This is a genomic window from Deinococcus terrestris, from assembly GCF_009377345.1.
Lineage (GTDB): Bacteria > Deinococcota > Deinococci > Deinococcales > Deinococcaceae > Deinococcus > Deinococcus terrestris.
The window spans coordinates 1-14851 of the sequence record NZ_WBSL01000023.1; the positions used below are offsets into that span (position 1 = coordinate 1).

General features: G+C 64.0%; 18 protein-coding genes. 9 read left to right on the forward strand and 9 right to left on the reverse strand.

The genetic code is table 11. From position 1 onward, the window contains the following. Window positions 1–320: 320 nt before the first annotated feature. From F8S09_RS17015 to F8S09_RS18235, 5 genes are all read right to left on the reverse strand, one after another. Window positions 321–611 carry a DUF1345 domain-containing protein gene (locus F8S09_RS17015; RefSeq protein WP_104992301.1) on the reverse strand — a complete coding sequence of 97 codons (291 nt, stop codon included), beginning with the start codon at window positions 609–611 and terminating at the stop codon, window positions 321–323. A 34-nt stretch (window positions 612–645) separates the two neighbouring features. After that, complete coding sequence (locus F8S09_RS17020; RefSeq protein ID WP_104992300.1) at window positions 646–1107, reverse strand: hypothetical protein; 462 nt, start codon at window positions 1105–1107, stop codon at window positions 646–648. Window positions 1108–1191: 84 nt separating this feature from the next. Continuing rightward, window positions 1192–1515: a hypothetical protein gene (locus F8S09_RS17025; protein ID WP_152872642.1), complete on the reverse strand. Its 324-nt coding sequence runs from the start codon at window positions 1513–1515 to the stop codon at window positions 1192–1194. Then, window positions 1512–2120 (reverse strand): ParA family protein, encoded by a 609-nt coding sequence (locus F8S09_RS17030; RefSeq protein WP_104992299.1) that lies wholly within the window; start codon window positions 2118–2120, stop codon window positions 1512–1514. Before F8S09_RS17030 ends, F8S09_RS17025 begins: the two co-directional genes overlap by 4 nt. A gap of 58 nt (window positions 2121–2178) precedes the next feature. Then, entirely contained in the window at window positions 2179–2301 is a 123-nt protein-coding gene (locus tag F8S09_RS18235) for a hypothetical protein (RefSeq protein WP_265469115.1), read from the reverse strand. On the opposite strand from F8S09_RS18235, the gene F8S09_RS18375 reads away from it, so the two are divergent. Next, window positions 2266–2478, forward strand: coding sequence for an HNH endonuclease (locus F8S09_RS18375; protein WP_234009263.1), 213 nt, complete (start codon window positions 2266–2268; stop codon window positions 2476–2478). The genes F8S09_RS18235 and F8S09_RS18375 overlap by 36 nt on opposite strands. A gap of 276 nt (window positions 2479–2754) precedes the next feature. On the opposite strand, the gene F8S09_RS17040 is transcribed toward F8S09_RS18375, so the two are convergent. After that, window positions 2755–3462 carry a nucleotidyl transferase AbiEii/AbiGii toxin family protein gene (locus F8S09_RS17040; protein WP_104992297.1) on the reverse strand — a complete coding sequence of 236 codons (708 nt, stop codon included), beginning with the start codon at window positions 3460–3462 and terminating at the stop codon, window positions 2755–2757. Further along, complete coding sequence (locus tag F8S09_RS17045) at window positions 3459–3968, reverse strand: hypothetical protein (protein WP_104992296.1); 510 nt, start codon at window positions 3966–3968, stop codon at window positions 3459–3461. The genes F8S09_RS17040 and F8S09_RS17045 overlap by 4 nt, the downstream gene beginning before the upstream one ends. Before the next feature lie 153 nt (window positions 3969–4121). Here F8S09_RS17045 and F8S09_RS17820 point away from each other — a divergent pair, with 153 nt between their 5' ends. The 6 genes from F8S09_RS17820 to F8S09_RS17070 all read left to right on the forward strand — a co-directional run bounded on the left by F8S09_RS17820 (window position 4122) and on the right by F8S09_RS17070 (window position 9365). Beyond that, entirely contained in the window at window positions 4122–4910 is a 789-nt protein-coding gene (locus F8S09_RS17820) for a hypothetical protein (RefSeq protein WP_158679999.1), read from the forward strand. Next, a complete protein-coding gene (locus tag F8S09_RS17825) occupies window positions 4907–5842 on the forward strand; it encodes a tyrosine-type recombinase/integrase (protein ID WP_104992294.1) in 936 nt (311 codons plus the stop codon). The genes F8S09_RS17820 and F8S09_RS17825 overlap by 4 nt, the downstream gene beginning before the upstream one ends. Before the next feature lie 701 nt (window positions 5843–6543). Continuing rightward, entirely contained in the window at window positions 6544–6999 is a 456-nt protein-coding gene (locus F8S09_RS17055; protein ID WP_158679997.1) for a MarR family winged helix-turn-helix transcriptional regulator, read from the forward strand. Between the two features lie 80 nt (window positions 7000–7079). Beyond that, the gene (locus tag F8S09_RS17060) at window positions 7080–8003 is read left to right on the forward strand and encodes an NAD-dependent epimerase/dehydratase family protein (protein WP_104992291.1); all 924 of its coding nucleotides are present in this window, start codon (window positions 7080–7082) and stop codon (window positions 8001–8003) included. Further along, window positions 8000–8434: a DUF6069 family protein gene (locus F8S09_RS17065; protein ID WP_152872645.1), complete on the forward strand. Its 435-nt coding sequence runs from the start codon at window positions 8000–8002 to the stop codon at window positions 8432–8434. The genes F8S09_RS17060 and F8S09_RS17065 overlap by 4 nt, the downstream gene beginning before the upstream one ends. A gap of 1 nt (window position 8435) precedes the next feature. After that, entirely contained in the window at window positions 8436–9365 is a 930-nt protein-coding gene (locus F8S09_RS17070) for an SDR family oxidoreductase (protein ID WP_104992289.1), read from the forward strand. Here the strand turns inward: F8S09_RS17070 and F8S09_RS17075 are convergent. Further along, entirely contained in the window at window positions 9357–10223 is an 867-nt protein-coding gene (locus F8S09_RS17075) for a tyrosine-type recombinase/integrase (RefSeq protein ID WP_104992288.1), read from the reverse strand. The two genes, F8S09_RS17070 and F8S09_RS17075, sit on opposite strands and share 9 nt — an antisense overlap. A gap of 153 nt (window positions 10224–10376) precedes the next feature. Here F8S09_RS17075 and F8S09_RS17080 point away from each other — a divergent pair, with 153 nt between their 5' ends. After that, on the forward strand, window positions 10377–13340 hold the full coding sequence (locus tag F8S09_RS17080) for a Tn3 family transposase (protein WP_158679995.1): 2964 nt from the start codon (window positions 10377–10379) through the stop codon (window positions 13338–13340). Window positions 13341–13502: 162 nt separating this feature from the next. On the opposite strand, the gene F8S09_RS17085 is transcribed toward F8S09_RS17080, so the two are convergent. Further along, a complete protein-coding gene (locus tag F8S09_RS17085) occupies window positions 13503–14153 on the reverse strand; it encodes a hypothetical protein (protein ID WP_107139491.1) in 651 nt (216 codons plus the stop codon). Between the two features lie 164 nt (window positions 14154–14317). On the opposite strand from F8S09_RS17085, the gene F8S09_RS17090 reads away from it, so the two are divergent. Beyond that, entirely contained in the window at window positions 14318–14776 is a 459-nt protein-coding gene (locus F8S09_RS17090) for a response regulator transcription factor (protein ID WP_227978770.1), read from the forward strand. Window positions 14777–14851: the final 75 nt, after the last annotated feature.

Sequence of the window (14851 nt, forward strand, 5' to 3'; positions counted from 1 at the left end):
GATAGCTCAGCGTGAAGCGGTGGTAGAGCCACACAGCGTAGCCGATGACCGCGAGGGGGAATCGGTAGCCGGGAAGCTTCTCACCACTGTGCACCGCGTCACCCTACCCCAACAACTTGCCACAACCCCTCCGCCTCGTCCTCCCCGGTCCCCGGGCCCAGCTCATCGGGAGCAGGGCGGGTGAGGGCGTCGGGGCGCAGCAGCGGGCGTGGTCCTAGGGTCGGTTCTCCGTCAGGCCTCGCTGACGGACCCGGGATGGGCTGTTCTCCGCTCGGCGGGTCATGCGGCGCCGCCCGCCCGCAGGGCGCGTCGGGCGGACGTCAGATCTGGCTGCCGAGCACATTCAGGGTTAGCGCCAGGATCGCGACGTTCAACCGGAAGGCGGTGATGCCGTGCCACAGGGCCAACCGGCGGATGACCGGGCTGGGGACGGCCATGTCCGACACCCGAAAGATCATGCCGATCACGAAGGCGAAGTCGAGGGCGGAGGGGGCGCTGGCCCTGGGGTTGTTTATGCTGCTGTCGGCCTCGCCGCTGCATCTGTGAGAGATGCTGCACCAGAACTTGCTCGACCTTCTCGGGCTGTTCCGGAGCAAAGCAGCGGCCCCCATCCACAAGCAATGGGGACCAATCCGGGGAGGAACTTTACTTCTTGGTCGTGCGCTTCGCCCGGGTGCTCTTCGTGCTCTTGGTGGCGGTCTTGGCGCGGGACTGGCCGAGGGTCTGTCCCTTCTCGTAGCTGGCCTGCATCTTGCGGCGGGTCTCTTCGGCCAGGGCCTTGAAGTCAATCACGCCCGCTTCAATGTTCTCGGCGGTCGGCTTGGGCTTCGTGGTCCGGCGGCCTGTGCTCGCCAACTCCTGATCCGTGCTGCTGAACCACTCGTCGAACTCAGGGCTGCTCTCGAAGATCATGTCCTTGATCTGACGTTGGTAGGTCTCGTCACTGCCCCGCCGACGGAACTGTTTGGGCAGATCGAACCGTTCGGGCAACTCGGCGGCATCAAATTGACCCGTGCGCACAGCTTCGCGGAACTGCTTGACGAAAGCGTCACTGCGCTGAGGATCGGAGAGCTTCTGAAGTTGGTCACTTAATTTGACATACGCCATAGAAGAAGCTTACACAACGAAAGTTTGAAGGGATCAGGATCGCAGAGAAAACGCGCATGCTCTTGAACTGCTCTCCCCCACCCTTTACTCCTTGCCTTGTAGGTAGGCGCGAAGTGCGGCTTCCACAACGTGATGGTGCTTCATCCGGTGTCGCACGGCGTACAACTTGAGGGCAGTGACCAGCTCGGTATCCAGGTAGGTGCTGTACTTCTCCCGCTCTGGCCCTTGCCGTTCCGGCTGACCCGTTTCCAAGATTTCAGGCGTTCGGGTTTTCGTGGATGTGGACTTACTGGTTTTCGTGTTTTCAGGTTTTCCTGTATCCGGGAGAATTGGGGTGCTTTCCTCAGCTTCCGTGGACTGCGTCTGAACCGCCTGCAATTTTTTGAGGGCACCACCGAACTTGCTCATGCCAGGACCTCCCGGAGAACCAGTTCGTAGTCCATATGCGCGAGTTTCGCTCGCTGGTCGCCTTTTACGTCACGAACACGGGTGCCCGCGAGCGCGGCCTTGTTAAAGGCGCTGGCCCGGCGAATGTCCCGGCTGAACACGGGCACACCGAGGTCCATCAAGGCGGCACGCGCCTCATGCCCATCGGTGCTGGGGGATGGTGGCACGTCCGTTATCAGCACCCGGTAATTCTTGATGCCACGCTCGATCAGCGGCGCCAGGGTTTTGGGGAGGGCTCGGAGGCTCAAAGCATCCGGCTTGGTGGGAACGATCAACAGGTCGACCGCTTGCGAGAGTTCCAACAGATCCCCAGCATCTTCCCCAGCTTTCGTGTCGAACACCAGATAGGTGTAAGGGCTGAGGTCCGTGGCGTCTAGATCCTCCACAGGAATCACGGTGCAGGCCAGACCTGGGCCAGCGGCCGCCCACTCCGTGGCACTCGCTGTCTTTTCGTCAGCGTCAATCAGAAGGGTCGGCCCCTTGTCAGCCAGCAAGGTGGCCAGCATGACGGCGGTCGTGGTCTTCCCGACTCCGCCCTTGTCATTCGCAATGGCGATTCTGAACATGACCCCACATTAGCGAAATCGGGCTTTCTGGTATACCCGTTTTCAGGTATTCTTGTTTTCAGGAGTAGATATGCCGTACCCACAGGTGTACAACCGGAAGACGAAACGGATGGAGTATCTGCACCGCGTAGTTGCGGCCAAGCAGTTGGGCCGAGCGCTGGAACCAGGCGAGGTCGTCCACCACATCAATGGTGACAAGCAGGACGCACGCCCAGAGAACCTAGCGGTCCTTCGCGTGGGTGAACATTCCTGGGTGGAGTGGTTGATTCGCCGCTGGCGCCGAGGCCAACCGCTTCTCCTATCTGACGCAATACCGGAAAACCTGAAAACCTGTTTTCCCGATAGTGTGTTTACCTGAAAGTCTGATTTAGCGGGTGCAGCAGGAAGTGTTCAGAAAGGTAGAACCGACAGTAATCAGCCCGAATACCTGAAAACGGGTTAGCGGGTATTCGGGCTGATTGCGACTGCGATATGACATTGCACTGGACCGCGAGAGCTACAGCCAAGAGTCCAGGCCTGAATACCTGAAAGGAAGTTTTCAGGAAGGCTTGTTTTCAAGACTTCTGGATTTCACCTTTTCGGCTAGATACGATTGATCCCAGTGAGGAGTCGCGCCGCACCCCATCAGGCTCCGTTACGCCTCGTCGTCCATCAGCCCGGCGATCTCACTGAGACGTCGAAGGATAAGTGTCTCGCGAGCCTGACTGGCGGCGTCCGGCAGCAAATGGTAGGAGAGGGTTTCAAGGAAAGCAGGTTGAGTGAGCAGGTCTTGGGCAGACTGAGCCAGGAAGGATTTGACCGCAAGGTCACTCCCAGCGATGTCAGCGACCAGTTCGGGCCGGCCGTCGAGCACGGCCACAATGTCGCTGATGTCATGACTCATCCCATAGTCACCCTGGCCGCGCCCCGCAAAGGCCACCAGCTTGGTAGCCAGGAAGTAGGGCGCGGTGATGACCCGAATGCGCCCTTCGCCCGGCAGACTCACCCACTCGGCATGCCGGATGGCTGGGAGGTACCAGGGGTTGCTGAACCCCAAGACCTGTTCGTCGGTCGGCATCACGTCCAGGACGAGATCGCCGCTCCGAAAGCGGCAGATGGGGGCGCCCTCGCTGGTGTCCTCTGTGAACCCCTGTTGGTTCAGGGCCTCGGTGAGGCGAGCGTAGCCGAGTCTGGTCGTCTCGACGATGGCGTCGATATCGACGGTTTCGCGGACGTCGGCCGCGGCGGCGTCGGTCATGAACAGGGCGGTCGTGCTTCCCCCGACGAAGACCATCTGTTCGGCAAGGGGTCCGAGCTGCCGGACCGTTTCGGCCAAACGCCGCAGGTTCTCTGCGTTGCTCACGAGACGACCGCTGTCTGGAGTCGGTCTTCAAGCATCTTGGCCGCCAGGTGCCGCTCGCGGGTACTTCCCCCGCGCAGGGCGTCAATTAGGACGAGCCACTCGTACAGGGCGGGGTCCTGTCGGACGGCGAACGGTACGGACCGGTAAAGGGGCTTGAACGCCTGGCCCCGCACCGGACCTTCGGGGTCTGGCCAGACTGGGGGAGGATCGTTTCCTTGCACGATGAGCCCTTTGAGGGGAGGGGCGGCGTGGGCGGTGGGCAGGCCCCGGGTCAGTTCGCCGCGTTCGGCGGGGAGAAAGTAGGGCACCCCGTACTGAAGCACTTCACGCACAGCGGAGCGGATGGGGGTGGTCTCACCCTTGACCAGACGGGACTGTTTCAGTCGCTTGAGTCCTGCGTGGACTTCCGAGGCGCTCATGCCGAGGCTTTGCGCCATCTGTCCGTGGGATGTCCAACCGGAGTGCAGGAGTTTGAGGAGGACGAGGAGGTCCTGAGGTTTCAACACCCTTTGATCTTATTCGCAATTTGCGAACAGCGAATGAGTTGTCGCCAGTTGATTTGGAGAGGGAAGCCAGAGGGGATTTAGCCTCAATCTGCTTTACCCTTCTGGTAAGGGGTCTTACCGGAAAGTTATTCGTGTAGAGTAGACACCAACCACATGACGACTTCTATCCCTGAACCGGACGCCTACGAGCGCTCCCCCGACCTACCCCTGACTCACCTCGATCCGAGGAGAGAACTGCTAGACCAGATCGATGACATTCACCGGGTTCTCTTGGAGGACGCCAAACAGAATCCCGGGACCAACCCTCGGCTGCAAGACAGCCCAATGGAGAAAGTCGGCCTGCTTACCTGGCTGGGAGCTATCGCCGGACTTCTGCTGGTCCAAGTGCCGTTCTGGCCCGCATGGCTGGCTCTGATCCTCGCCGTCGCCACCCTGCTGCTCGTCGCCGTAAGCCTCTCGGCAGGCGCCGTGTCCAGCTACCGGGAATGGAAACGTCGCCGGGTGGACACGCTGCAGAGGTTCCAAGCCGCGTCAAAGCACGAGCGCCAACTCGTGGAGCAACTGTTCCTCTATTCCAGGGCCGCGCTCCTCCATGTCGCGGCCTCCGCCCGCGCCGCCGATGGGCGTGTGGGGTCCCGCATCGCCTTCTTCCTGGGCCCGAACCGGGCGGGTGGGGCACTCGGCGCGCTGTTCCTGATTTTCGGCGTCTTCAGTGCCGGAAAGTACCTGCAAGACAACGCCGTCCAGCTGCCGCTCCTGGGAGCTCAGGTTACGGCCGACCATGTCCTGGTGGCGGGCCTGGGGCTGCTAGGCTTGGCCCTCGCCCTGCTCTTCGCCGGGGCGAGCGTGAACAGCCTGAACAGGACAGCAGACCTGCTCGAACGGGTGGCCACCCTGAAGAAGGACCACGCGGAGGACGAGAAGATGGAGCAGGGGAGATGACGCTCGACCTCTACCGGCACGGACCGCTTGCGCCGTCCCGGGCCTGGGTGTCGCTCGCTCCCGAGGAGCGGCGGCGACGGGCAGTCGCGGCGGTCGCGGAGCAGGACGTGGGGACACTGCTCGACCTGTTGGAAGCCCATCACGTCCGTACCCACGGCCATGTGAGCCAAGAGACGCTGCGCAAGTACCGGCTCGGCGCCCGAGTCTGGCTGGACTACACCCAAAGTCATGCGGTGAAGGTGCTGCACCCGGACCCCGAGCACGCGGACCTGTGGGTACGTGGGCTGGAGGCCAGCGGGAAGTCGCCCGCTTCCGTCGGCGTGTTGCTCGCCGGGGCACGGGCGCTCTATGCGGCCCTGCGCTGGGCAAAGGCCACCACAGACCACCCCTTCACCGACGTCAAACCACGTAAGGACAAACGGCGGCCCTGGGATAAAAGACAGCCCTACCCGGAAGGGGATGTGGGCAGGCTCCTCGCTGTGGCACCGATTGAGATGCGGGTACTGCTGAGACTCGGGGGCGTCGCCGGGCTCCGCGCTTCGGAGATCACGTCCCTGAAGTGGGGCGACCTGGACCTTGACGGCGGGTCCCTCACCGTGCGGAACGGCAAGGGCGGGAAGACCCGGCGCGTCCTGCTGTCGTCCTCATTGATGGCGGACCTGCGAGAGCTGGGGCCGCAACACGACGAGGTGGCGGTGATTGGGCGAACCCCGGAGGCGGCACGGGGGAGGCTGCGAACCCTCTGCCAGCGGGAAGGCATTCCCTACCTGGGCCTACATGCGCTGCGGCACACCGCGGGAACGCGGCTGGTGCGGGCGGGCTTCCAGCTCCAGGATGTGGCCGAGCACCTGGGACACAGTGACGTGCAGACCGCCCGCACCTACGGCAAGTGGGCGGATGATCGACTCAAAGAGCACATGAGGGGAAGTTGACATACTGTGGCACTACGCCGGGATGCGGATGGTACGCGCGGGGCCCTCTCTCCACGTCGCCGCCCAGCACCTCGGGCACAGCATCAAGACTTAGGCCAAGTGGATCAATCCCAGCCTGAAACGTCCGTACCTGTGCCCTGCCCATGGGAAAGTCTGGTGCTTCATATCAGGGAGCAGGCACCCACCGCCGTTTCTACAGAGTTTGCATAACCATGCCCCTTACGGAGCTGGCCTCACTGGGGCGAGATCCTTACACAGGGGTCAAGACCCGATTTCAACATTTTTGTACGCTAAGCGGAAACGCCATTCAGCACCGCGCCAGCGTCGGCCTTTGTTCGTGTTTACCCGCTGGCACAGGCCACACCCTGACTTTCACTGCACTGGGCACGCCTCTCAAAGCGTCCAGCACGTCGTCCCGCTTCAGTCGGTCGACGCGACCGGGGCAAGCGCGACGCGAATGACGTGCCGCCGACTTCCACCCAGCCCTTGTCCCGCACGAACGACGTCATAAGTTCGCGCTGCAACGCCTTGGCGTCCCCCGGCGACAGGAACAGGTCTCCCGTCCCGAGGTCGACGAACGCGGGCGTGAGATCATCCAGCAGCCCCACCATCACGCGGTCCTTGGGATGGAGTATGGCTCAAAGCCAGGAGATTTCTGGCTGACGCTTGACGTTCCCCCCAGCGGGACTTACACTGCCCTTGTGTTTAGTCCTAAACACAAGGGCGAGGACGAACGTGGGCAAGAACATGCGTTGGCGCTGCTCGCGTGGTCTCGCCTGGTTCGCGTCGCCCAGAAGGTCAGCCGGCTGGGCGCCGAGCGGCTGCGGGAACGTGGACTGACCCCGGTGCAGTTCGACGTGTTGCGCCGCATTGCGTCCCGTCCCGATCAACCGCAGCAGGACCTGGTAGAGCGCCTCGACGTGACCCGTGGCAACGTGTCTCAACTCCTCAGCAAGCTTGAAGCCGACGGGCTGATCCTGCGCGTGCCGCAAGGAGGCGCGAACTTGCTACGCCTCACCGACCGGGGCCAGGAGATGGTGGCCCTACTCCTTCCCGACCACGACCGATTTATCCGTGAGCGTTTCGCCGCCCTGTCCACAGAGGAGGTCCAGCACCTGTTGTTCCTGCTCGAAAAGCTCGACCGCGACGTGAGCTGACCACGATCTGTTTTTGCAAAGCTTGTTTAGTCCTAAACAAGAGAGACGGGCTCTGACCGCCCGCACAAAAGGAGGACAGCATGAAGGTCTTTCTGACTGGCGCCACTGGCTACATCGGCAGCGTCGTCGCCGAACGGCTGCTCGAGCATGGCCACGAGGTGCTCGGCCTCGCGCGTTCAGATCAGGCGGCGGCCCACTTGCACGCGAGGGGCGTTGAACCGCTGTCCGGCGACCTCGCCGATGCAGGCCGCCTGATCGAGGGCGCCACACGCGCCGACGCGGTGATCCACCTCGCCCAGAGCCGCTTCGATCCAGGAGGCGACTTCGCTGCCCAGATGCAGCAGATGGGCCAACAGGCCACCCGGGCCATGGGGGCCTTCCTAAGGGCGCTCTCCGGCAGCGGCAAGACCCTGATGCTCACCGGCGGCACAGGCGCTTACGGCGACACAGGAGACAGCATCGTGGACGAGGACACACCGCTTCCGGAGAGTCCCATGACGGCCGCTCTCGCCGAGAACGAGCGGCGCGTCCTGACGGCCGCGGGCGTGCGCGGCATGGCGGTGCGACCGGCCATCGTGTACGGTCGTGGCGGCGGTCCCCTCACCCTGCAACTGAGCATGGCCCGCCAATTCGGCGGCGTGATGTTCACGGGGGACGGCGAGAATGCCCTCTCGTTCGTGCATGTGGACGACGTCGCCGACTTGTACGTCCGCCTGCTGGAACGCGGCGAGGCGGGGATGGTGCTCAACGCCGTGGCCGAGCCCTGGGTGACGCAGGGGGACGTGTTGCGGGCGGTGAGCGAAGCGGCGGGCTTCGGCGGTGTCATTCAGCCCATGCCCGAGGAGATGGCGCGTGGCCTCGCCTACGGCGGGGGAGGCCTGTTCGCCCGCAACATGCGTGTTTCCGCCCGAAAAGCCCGTGCCTTTGGCTGGACGCCCCGCCGCCCCTCCGTGCTCGACGACCTGCGGCACGGTTCGTACGCCCAACAGGGGAACCCCGCATGACCTCGCTGCACTCGGCCTCCCCACAAACGCGTATTCATGCGCGACAGCTCCTCACGCGCGCGGCCCTGACGGCCATGCTCGCGGTCCTCCTCAACGGGACTTTATATGCCGCGACGGCTGCAAGAGGTGTCTTCCCACCCGACGTGATCATTCCCGCGGCCGGCCGGCCCATGTCCTTTCCACCCGTGATGCTGGCCTCGGTGCTCGGCGTGATCGGGGCGACGCTCACCCTCGCGCTGCTCGCGCGCCTGACCCGTCACCCCATCCGGAACTTCCGCGTGCTCGGCGGCGTCATCCTGCTCGCGTCGTTCGTCACACCGTTCTCCATTCCGAACATCCCCATCCCCATGCTCCTCACGCTCGACGCAATGCACGTCATCGTCGCCGTTCTGTGCCTCACCCTTCTGCCAGGCCGGGCGAAGGAGGCCTGACGTGACGACGGGTTCTGTTCTGGTCGTGGGTGCCACGGGGAACCTCGGCGGCAAGGTGGTGCGGGAACTGCTCGGACGGGACAAGCGCGTGCGGGCACTCGTTCGCCAGGGCTCGGATGCCACGAAGCTCACTCAGCAGGGTGTGGAGGTGGTGCGTGGTGATCTGACCCAGCCCGCCTCCCTCGGTCCCGCACTCGACGGCGTGGACGCCCTCGTGACCACGGCCGCCGGGTATGTCCGGCGGCGGCGCGGCGACACCTTGCGGAGCGTGGACGACCAGGGCAACCGGCACCTGATTGAGGCGGCCAGCCATGCCCGGCTGGGCCGTTTCGTGTTCACCAGTGTCCTCGCTGCCGATCAGGCCAGGGGGGTGCCGCACTTTTACCAGAAGTACCTGATTGAGCAGGCACTGGAAGCGAGTGGCCTCCCCTTCGTGGCGTTGCGACCGGGAGGGTTTATTGACACGGGCTTGAATCCAGCGCAGATTCGGCGGGGCCTTCTGACGGCCGTGGGCAATCCGGAGACACCGCAGACCGCCGTGCTCACTGACGACGTGGCCCGCGTCCTCGCGCTGGCGGTGGACGAGCCGCGCGCGGTGGGGCAGCGTATCGACCTGGGCACGGATCGTCCCGCCTCGTTCGCCGAGACGGCCCGCGTTCTGTCGCGGCTGCTGGAACGTGAGGTGAAGGTACGAAGACTCCCTCTGGGCGTCGCGCACCTGTTGCTCTCCACGATGAATGTGTTCAAGCCGGGCCTACGCGACTACGTCCCGATGTTTGAATTTATCGCCACGGGTCGGTTTGTGGCGGACACGTCGCGCCAACTTGAGTTGTTTGGGCCGGTGCCCTCGCTGGAAGAGGCGCTGACACAATGGCTGAGCGAGGTCGGTCTTCGCCCGATCCAGACCGTCCGCTTATCCAGTTTACCTTGACCCCCGCTTCCTGCGCCAGGCACGCATCTCGGCGTCCGCGGTCTGGTCGCTGACCTCGGCGTAGCGCAGCGTCGTCTGGATGTGACGGTGCCCGAGCCGTTTGCGGATCGTCTCGAGGCTGACCCCGCCATTCACCAGTTCCGTGGCGTGGCTGTGGCGCAACTGATGCAAGCTGCACTTCACCTCGGCCCGTTCGGTGTACGCCTGCCACCGCTCCTGGATGGAGGAATAGCCCATCGCCCCACCCTTGCCGTTCTTGAGGGCCTGAAAGAGGTGCCCGTGGGTGTAAGGAAGCCCCCGGAGGTACTGGCGCAGGGCGGCCACGAGTCTGGGGTCGTCGAGCAGGATCGTCCGCTTGCGCCCTCCCTTCCCCAGGACCGTCAGGTGCTCATCCCCTTTCGTCAGGTCAAGGTCCTCCAGGTGCAGGCCCAGCACCTCCCCGATGCGCAGCCCCGTCTCGAACAGCAGGCGGAACAGCAACCGGTCCCGTGGCTGCCCGGCGGGAATCACCGCGAGAATCCGTTCCACTTCGGCCCGCCGCAGCCCTCGGGGATGGGGCTCGGGAAGCCGCACCCGCTCCAGTTCGTGGGCGACGTTGCGAGTGAAGTGCCCGCGCCGTTCGCCCCAGGTGCAGAAGTGGCGGAACGCGACGTGCTTGCGGCCAACCGTCGCAGGCTTCCAGTGGGCGTGAGCGGCGAAGTACCGGGCCAGGGCGGCCTCATCGAGGACGGCGGTGTCAAGCCAGGAGGTCAGGTGCCTTAGGTCAGCGGCGTAGGCGCGAAGCGTGTGCGCCGACCGCTGCCCGGAGAGGTCGTGGATGAAGCTGGGCACCAACTCGTTCAGGGGAGGACTCGTCATCGCGCACACTCCATCCGGTGATAAGCGGGCCATGCCTAACCTTCATCGTAGGGCTTCCACTCTCGATTCTTCGCACTTCCTGGAGGAAAATCCGGTGATAGGGACAATTACACCCGGAAAAGGGAACCTCTGCCTGAACGCCTGGGGCTCAGCTTGACCCCTCGGACACCCCTCCTCCTGACCCCCGCACAACGCGAGCAGTTCACCCGCTTCCCCGCCCTCGACGAGCGCACCCTCGCCCGGTATTACCTGCTGAGTGAGGAGGACCTCCGGCTGGTGAGAGAGCGGCGACGCGACTTCAACAAACTTGGCTACGCCGTACAGCTCACCGTGCTGCGCCACCTGGGACGCGGGCTCCGCAAAGGTGAGGCCCTACCCGCAGAGGTGCTGGCCTTCCTCGCCGAGCAACTGCGCGTCGATCCCGCCTGTCACGACGACTACGCCCGGCGGGACTCCACGCGCAAGGAGCACTTCGCCGAGTTGTGCCAGCGGCTAGGGTACGTCGAGTTGTCGGGGCGCCTAAACCGGGAGTTGCGCGACTGGCTCGTGCCCAGCGCCGTCGTCACCGAACAGGCCTTCCCCCTGGTGGGGACGCTCATCGACGAGTTGCGCCGACGCCACATCCTGACCCCACGGCTGTCGGTGCTGGAGCGGTTGGTGAACGCGGCGCGCATCCAAGCCGACCAGTACACCTACGGCCTGCTGAACCTGCCACTGAAGGGTGAACTTCCCGGGCGGGTGGATGCGCTGCTGACCCCGCAGGGCGACGAAGCCTTCTCACGGCTGGTCTGGCTGGGCCGTCCCGTCAGTGTCCCCAAGCCCAAGCACGTGCTGACCCTGCTCGACAAGCTGGCCTTCGTGCGAACGTTCCCAGTGCAGAGCAACCTGCGGGCGTTTCTACCGCAGAGTCGCCTGGCGCACCTGGCTGAGGAAGCCAGACGGGTGAGTGCCTCCCACCTCGCTGCCTACGAGCCTCAAAGACGGCAGGCCACCCTGATGGCGCGCCTCTTCGACCTGTCGGAGACCCTGACCGACGGGGTGTTCGACCTGCACGACCGCCTGATGGTGTCGCTGCTCCGGGAGGGGGAGCGGAACGCGGCGGAGGCGTTCGGGCAGCAGGGACCGTCCGTCATCGAGCAACTCGGCACGTACAAGTCCGTCTGTGCCGCCCTAATTGCCGCCCGGGAGGAGCAGACCGACCCGTACCGAGCCGTCGAGGCGGTCGTGTCGTGGGAGAGGCTGGTGAAGACAGTTCGTGACGGGCAAGACAAGATATCCACCGAACAGCTCGATCCCCTGCACCACGTGATGAAGGCGTATCCGAAGGTTCGGGCCTACGCGCCCCGGCTGCTCTCCGCCTTCACCTTCCACGCCCAGGGCACGGCGGCACCCCTGGTTGAGGCTCTGAATCTCCTGCGCGAAATGTACGCCTCAGGGAAGCGGACCCTGCCCGAGCATGTTCCGCTCAGTTTCGTGCGGCAGAAGTGGACCGCCCACGTCTTCCAGGATGGGGAGGTAGACCGGCGGGCGTACGAGCTATGCGTGCTGGACGAGCTGCGCCTGGCCCTGCGGTCGGGGGACGTATGGGTGGAGGGCAGTCGCAAGTACAGGGACCTCGACGCCTACCTCCTGCCCCAGGACGTATGGCAAAGTCGTCTCCCAGACCTCGCCCTCGACCTGCCGGAGACCTTCGAAGCGTTCTGGGCGGTCACCGAACCAAAGCTCGCCGGGCAATTGCGTGAGGTTGAGGACCTGCTTTCCAAGGGCGCCCTTTCGTCGGTCAGTCTGCTGAGCGGGAAGCTCCGGGTGGGCAAAGTGGTCAAGACGGTGCCCGACGAGGCGGGGCCGCTCCAGCGCACCCTGGCCGCCCGGCTGCCCCGGGTGAAAGTCACCGACCTGCTGTTGGAGGTCAATGCCTGGTGCCGCTTCACGGGCGCCTTTCTCGACCTCCGGAACGGGAAGGGCGTCGAGCGCCACGACCACCTCCTGACCGCCCTGCTGGCCGATGGCCTCAACCTGGGACTGACCAAGATGGCGGAGGCCTCGCCCGACCCGAGTGTGACGGTCCGTCGTCTGATGTACCTGTCGGACTGGTTTATCCGTCCGGAGTCGTATGCAGCGGGGCTCGCTCAGATCGTCAACTTCCAGTCCAAGCTCCCCCTGGCGGCGCTGTGGGGAGACGGCACGACAAGCAGTTCCGATGGACAGCGCTTTCCCACGGGGGGACACGGGAAGGCGTTCGGGCACCTGAACGCGAAGTACGGGCGGGAACCGGGCGTCTTGTTCTACACGCACGTCAGCGACCAGTACGCCCCTTTCCACACCAAGGTCATCACGACGAACGTGCGGGACGCCCTGCATGTGCTCGACGGGTTGCTCTACCACCTGTCCGAGTTGAAGATCAGGGAGCACTACACCGATACGGCGGGCTACACCGAGCAGGTCTTTGCTCTCTGCCACCTGCTGGGCTTTCGCTTCGCCCCCAGGATTCGGGACCTGGGCGAGACCCGGCTGTACACGCCCGAGGTCGCCTCGGCCTACGGTCTGCTGGAGCCGCTGGTAGCCCAGCGGCTCAACCTGCGGCTGATCCGCGAGCACTGGGACGAATTGCGACGGCTGGCGACCTCCATTAAAGCGGGCACGGTGACCGCCTCGTTGATCCTGTCCAAGCTGGCGTCCTACCCGAGACAAAACGGCCTCGCGCTGGCCCTCCGCGAACTGGGGCGAGTCCAGAGAACGTTGTTCACGTTGGAGTGGTTGCGGGACCCGGAGTTGCGTCGCCGGGTGCTGGCTGGGTTGAACAAGGGCGAGTTGCTCCACGCCTTGAAGCGGGCGGTGGCGTTCCACCGAGGTGGCGAGATGCGGGACCGGACGTTCGAGGCGCAGAGTCATCGGGCCAGCGGATTGAACCTCGTTGTGGCGGCGATCAGCGCGTGGAACGCGGTGTACCTGGGGCGGGCGGTGGAGGCGCTGCGGACTGAGGGACAGGACGTGCCGGATGAACTGCTGGCGCATGTGTCGCCGCTGGGGTGGGAGCACATCGGCCTGACGGGCGATTATCTGTGGCGCCAGGAGTTGGTGCCCCCGCCTGGGGCCTACCGGGAGTTGAGGAGCTAGACCCCGTGCTGGATAGCCCTGGCGCTTAGCGGACCAAAATGTCGAAATCGGGTCTTGAGCCCTACACAGAGCACCCGACCTGCATGGTATCGGCGTACATGGGGGTGGTTTAAGGAAGCTGCTACGAAGCGCAAAGTGAAGAGTTTCCCGACCCCCTCAGTGTCAGGCAGATTGTCGAGCTTCCAATCTGCATAGCACCCGCTCCAGCGCCCGTGCGTTGCCACTCTGGACACAGCGCTCACAGATACAAACATCCAAGTCTCGATACACTCGCCAGCCCTTTGTCCCAGCGACCTCCCACGCCTCCTCTTCATTCGCCTGCCGGGCTGTGCTCTCGCCGCAGGCATCACAGAGAAGGTACACACCCTGACCCTGGGGTCTGACATGATTGCGGGTTCGCCAGGCCGCTACCCCATCGAGGTGCGAGGAGACGGACGGTAACAGGGGGCTGGTCTTTCCCGCTCGCGCATCCTCAACAATGCACGCTGTACGCGACTGCATCCGGCGCATCAGCTCCAATCCAGCCTGATCCATCGTGTAGACCGGCAGATGCATACCCTGGACATAGGCATGCCCCACGATCACATGGTCCGGGAAGGCGGCGCGGAGCCAGTCTTCCAGGTGATCGAGGGCTTCCCGGTAGGTCCGCTCAGCGATCAGGACGAACGCGTCGCGTTCGTCCTCCAGCCGTAAGCAGTGGGTCAGCGTCAGGCCCCACAATACGCGCCATTCCCGTACGCACGCTTGCAGCCGCAAGAAGTCAGCTTCAGAGACCCGTTCAAGCCCCAGCAGCATCACGTCAGCGGTACTCATTCTGTGGGAAGCATAGCCGTGGATGAAAGCTGCTTAAAGGTAGAAATCTACTGGTAGTCTTCTCCCACACCTTTGTGTGCAGTAGAAAACTCGGCTGACCAGTCCCGCAATTCCTGACAGAATTACGTTATCCGCGTATTTCTCAGATTCGCCGGGAGGTCTCCTTGCTGGTCCGCAATGCACAGCTCCAGGTCGTCAGCACCCAACCCCTCATCGCCCGCTTGCTCGAAGATGCGCTCCATGCCCGTCTCCCTGAATTTCCGGCCGTCTCGCTGGTCCTGGACTGGCCGGTCGGCTTTGCCTTTCAGATGGTGACGCCAGAATCGGCCGCCAGCAGCTTCGTGCTGACCCAGAACGCCTGTCCCGAATACCTCGATGATCTGTGGAACCTGGGCCTGCTGGGCTTGGCGTACCGGAGCCGCACCCTGGAGGAACTCGCGGAGTTGCTGCGGCGTGCAGAAACCCGGGAGCGGGTCCGCTTGACGCCTGCTCAGCGCTCTCCTTTAACGCCAGCAGAAGGGGACTTGCTGCGCCTGGTGGCACGCGGTCTCGCCAACAAGGAAATTGCCCGGGTAATGCTCCAGGAAATCCTTCCAAAATCACCCGCCCACTTGCGAGGGTGAGGCATTCTGGAGGGGAATCATGGGGAAACAGCGGAAAAACTGGCCGACAGACACCAAGGAGCAGATTGTTCTGGC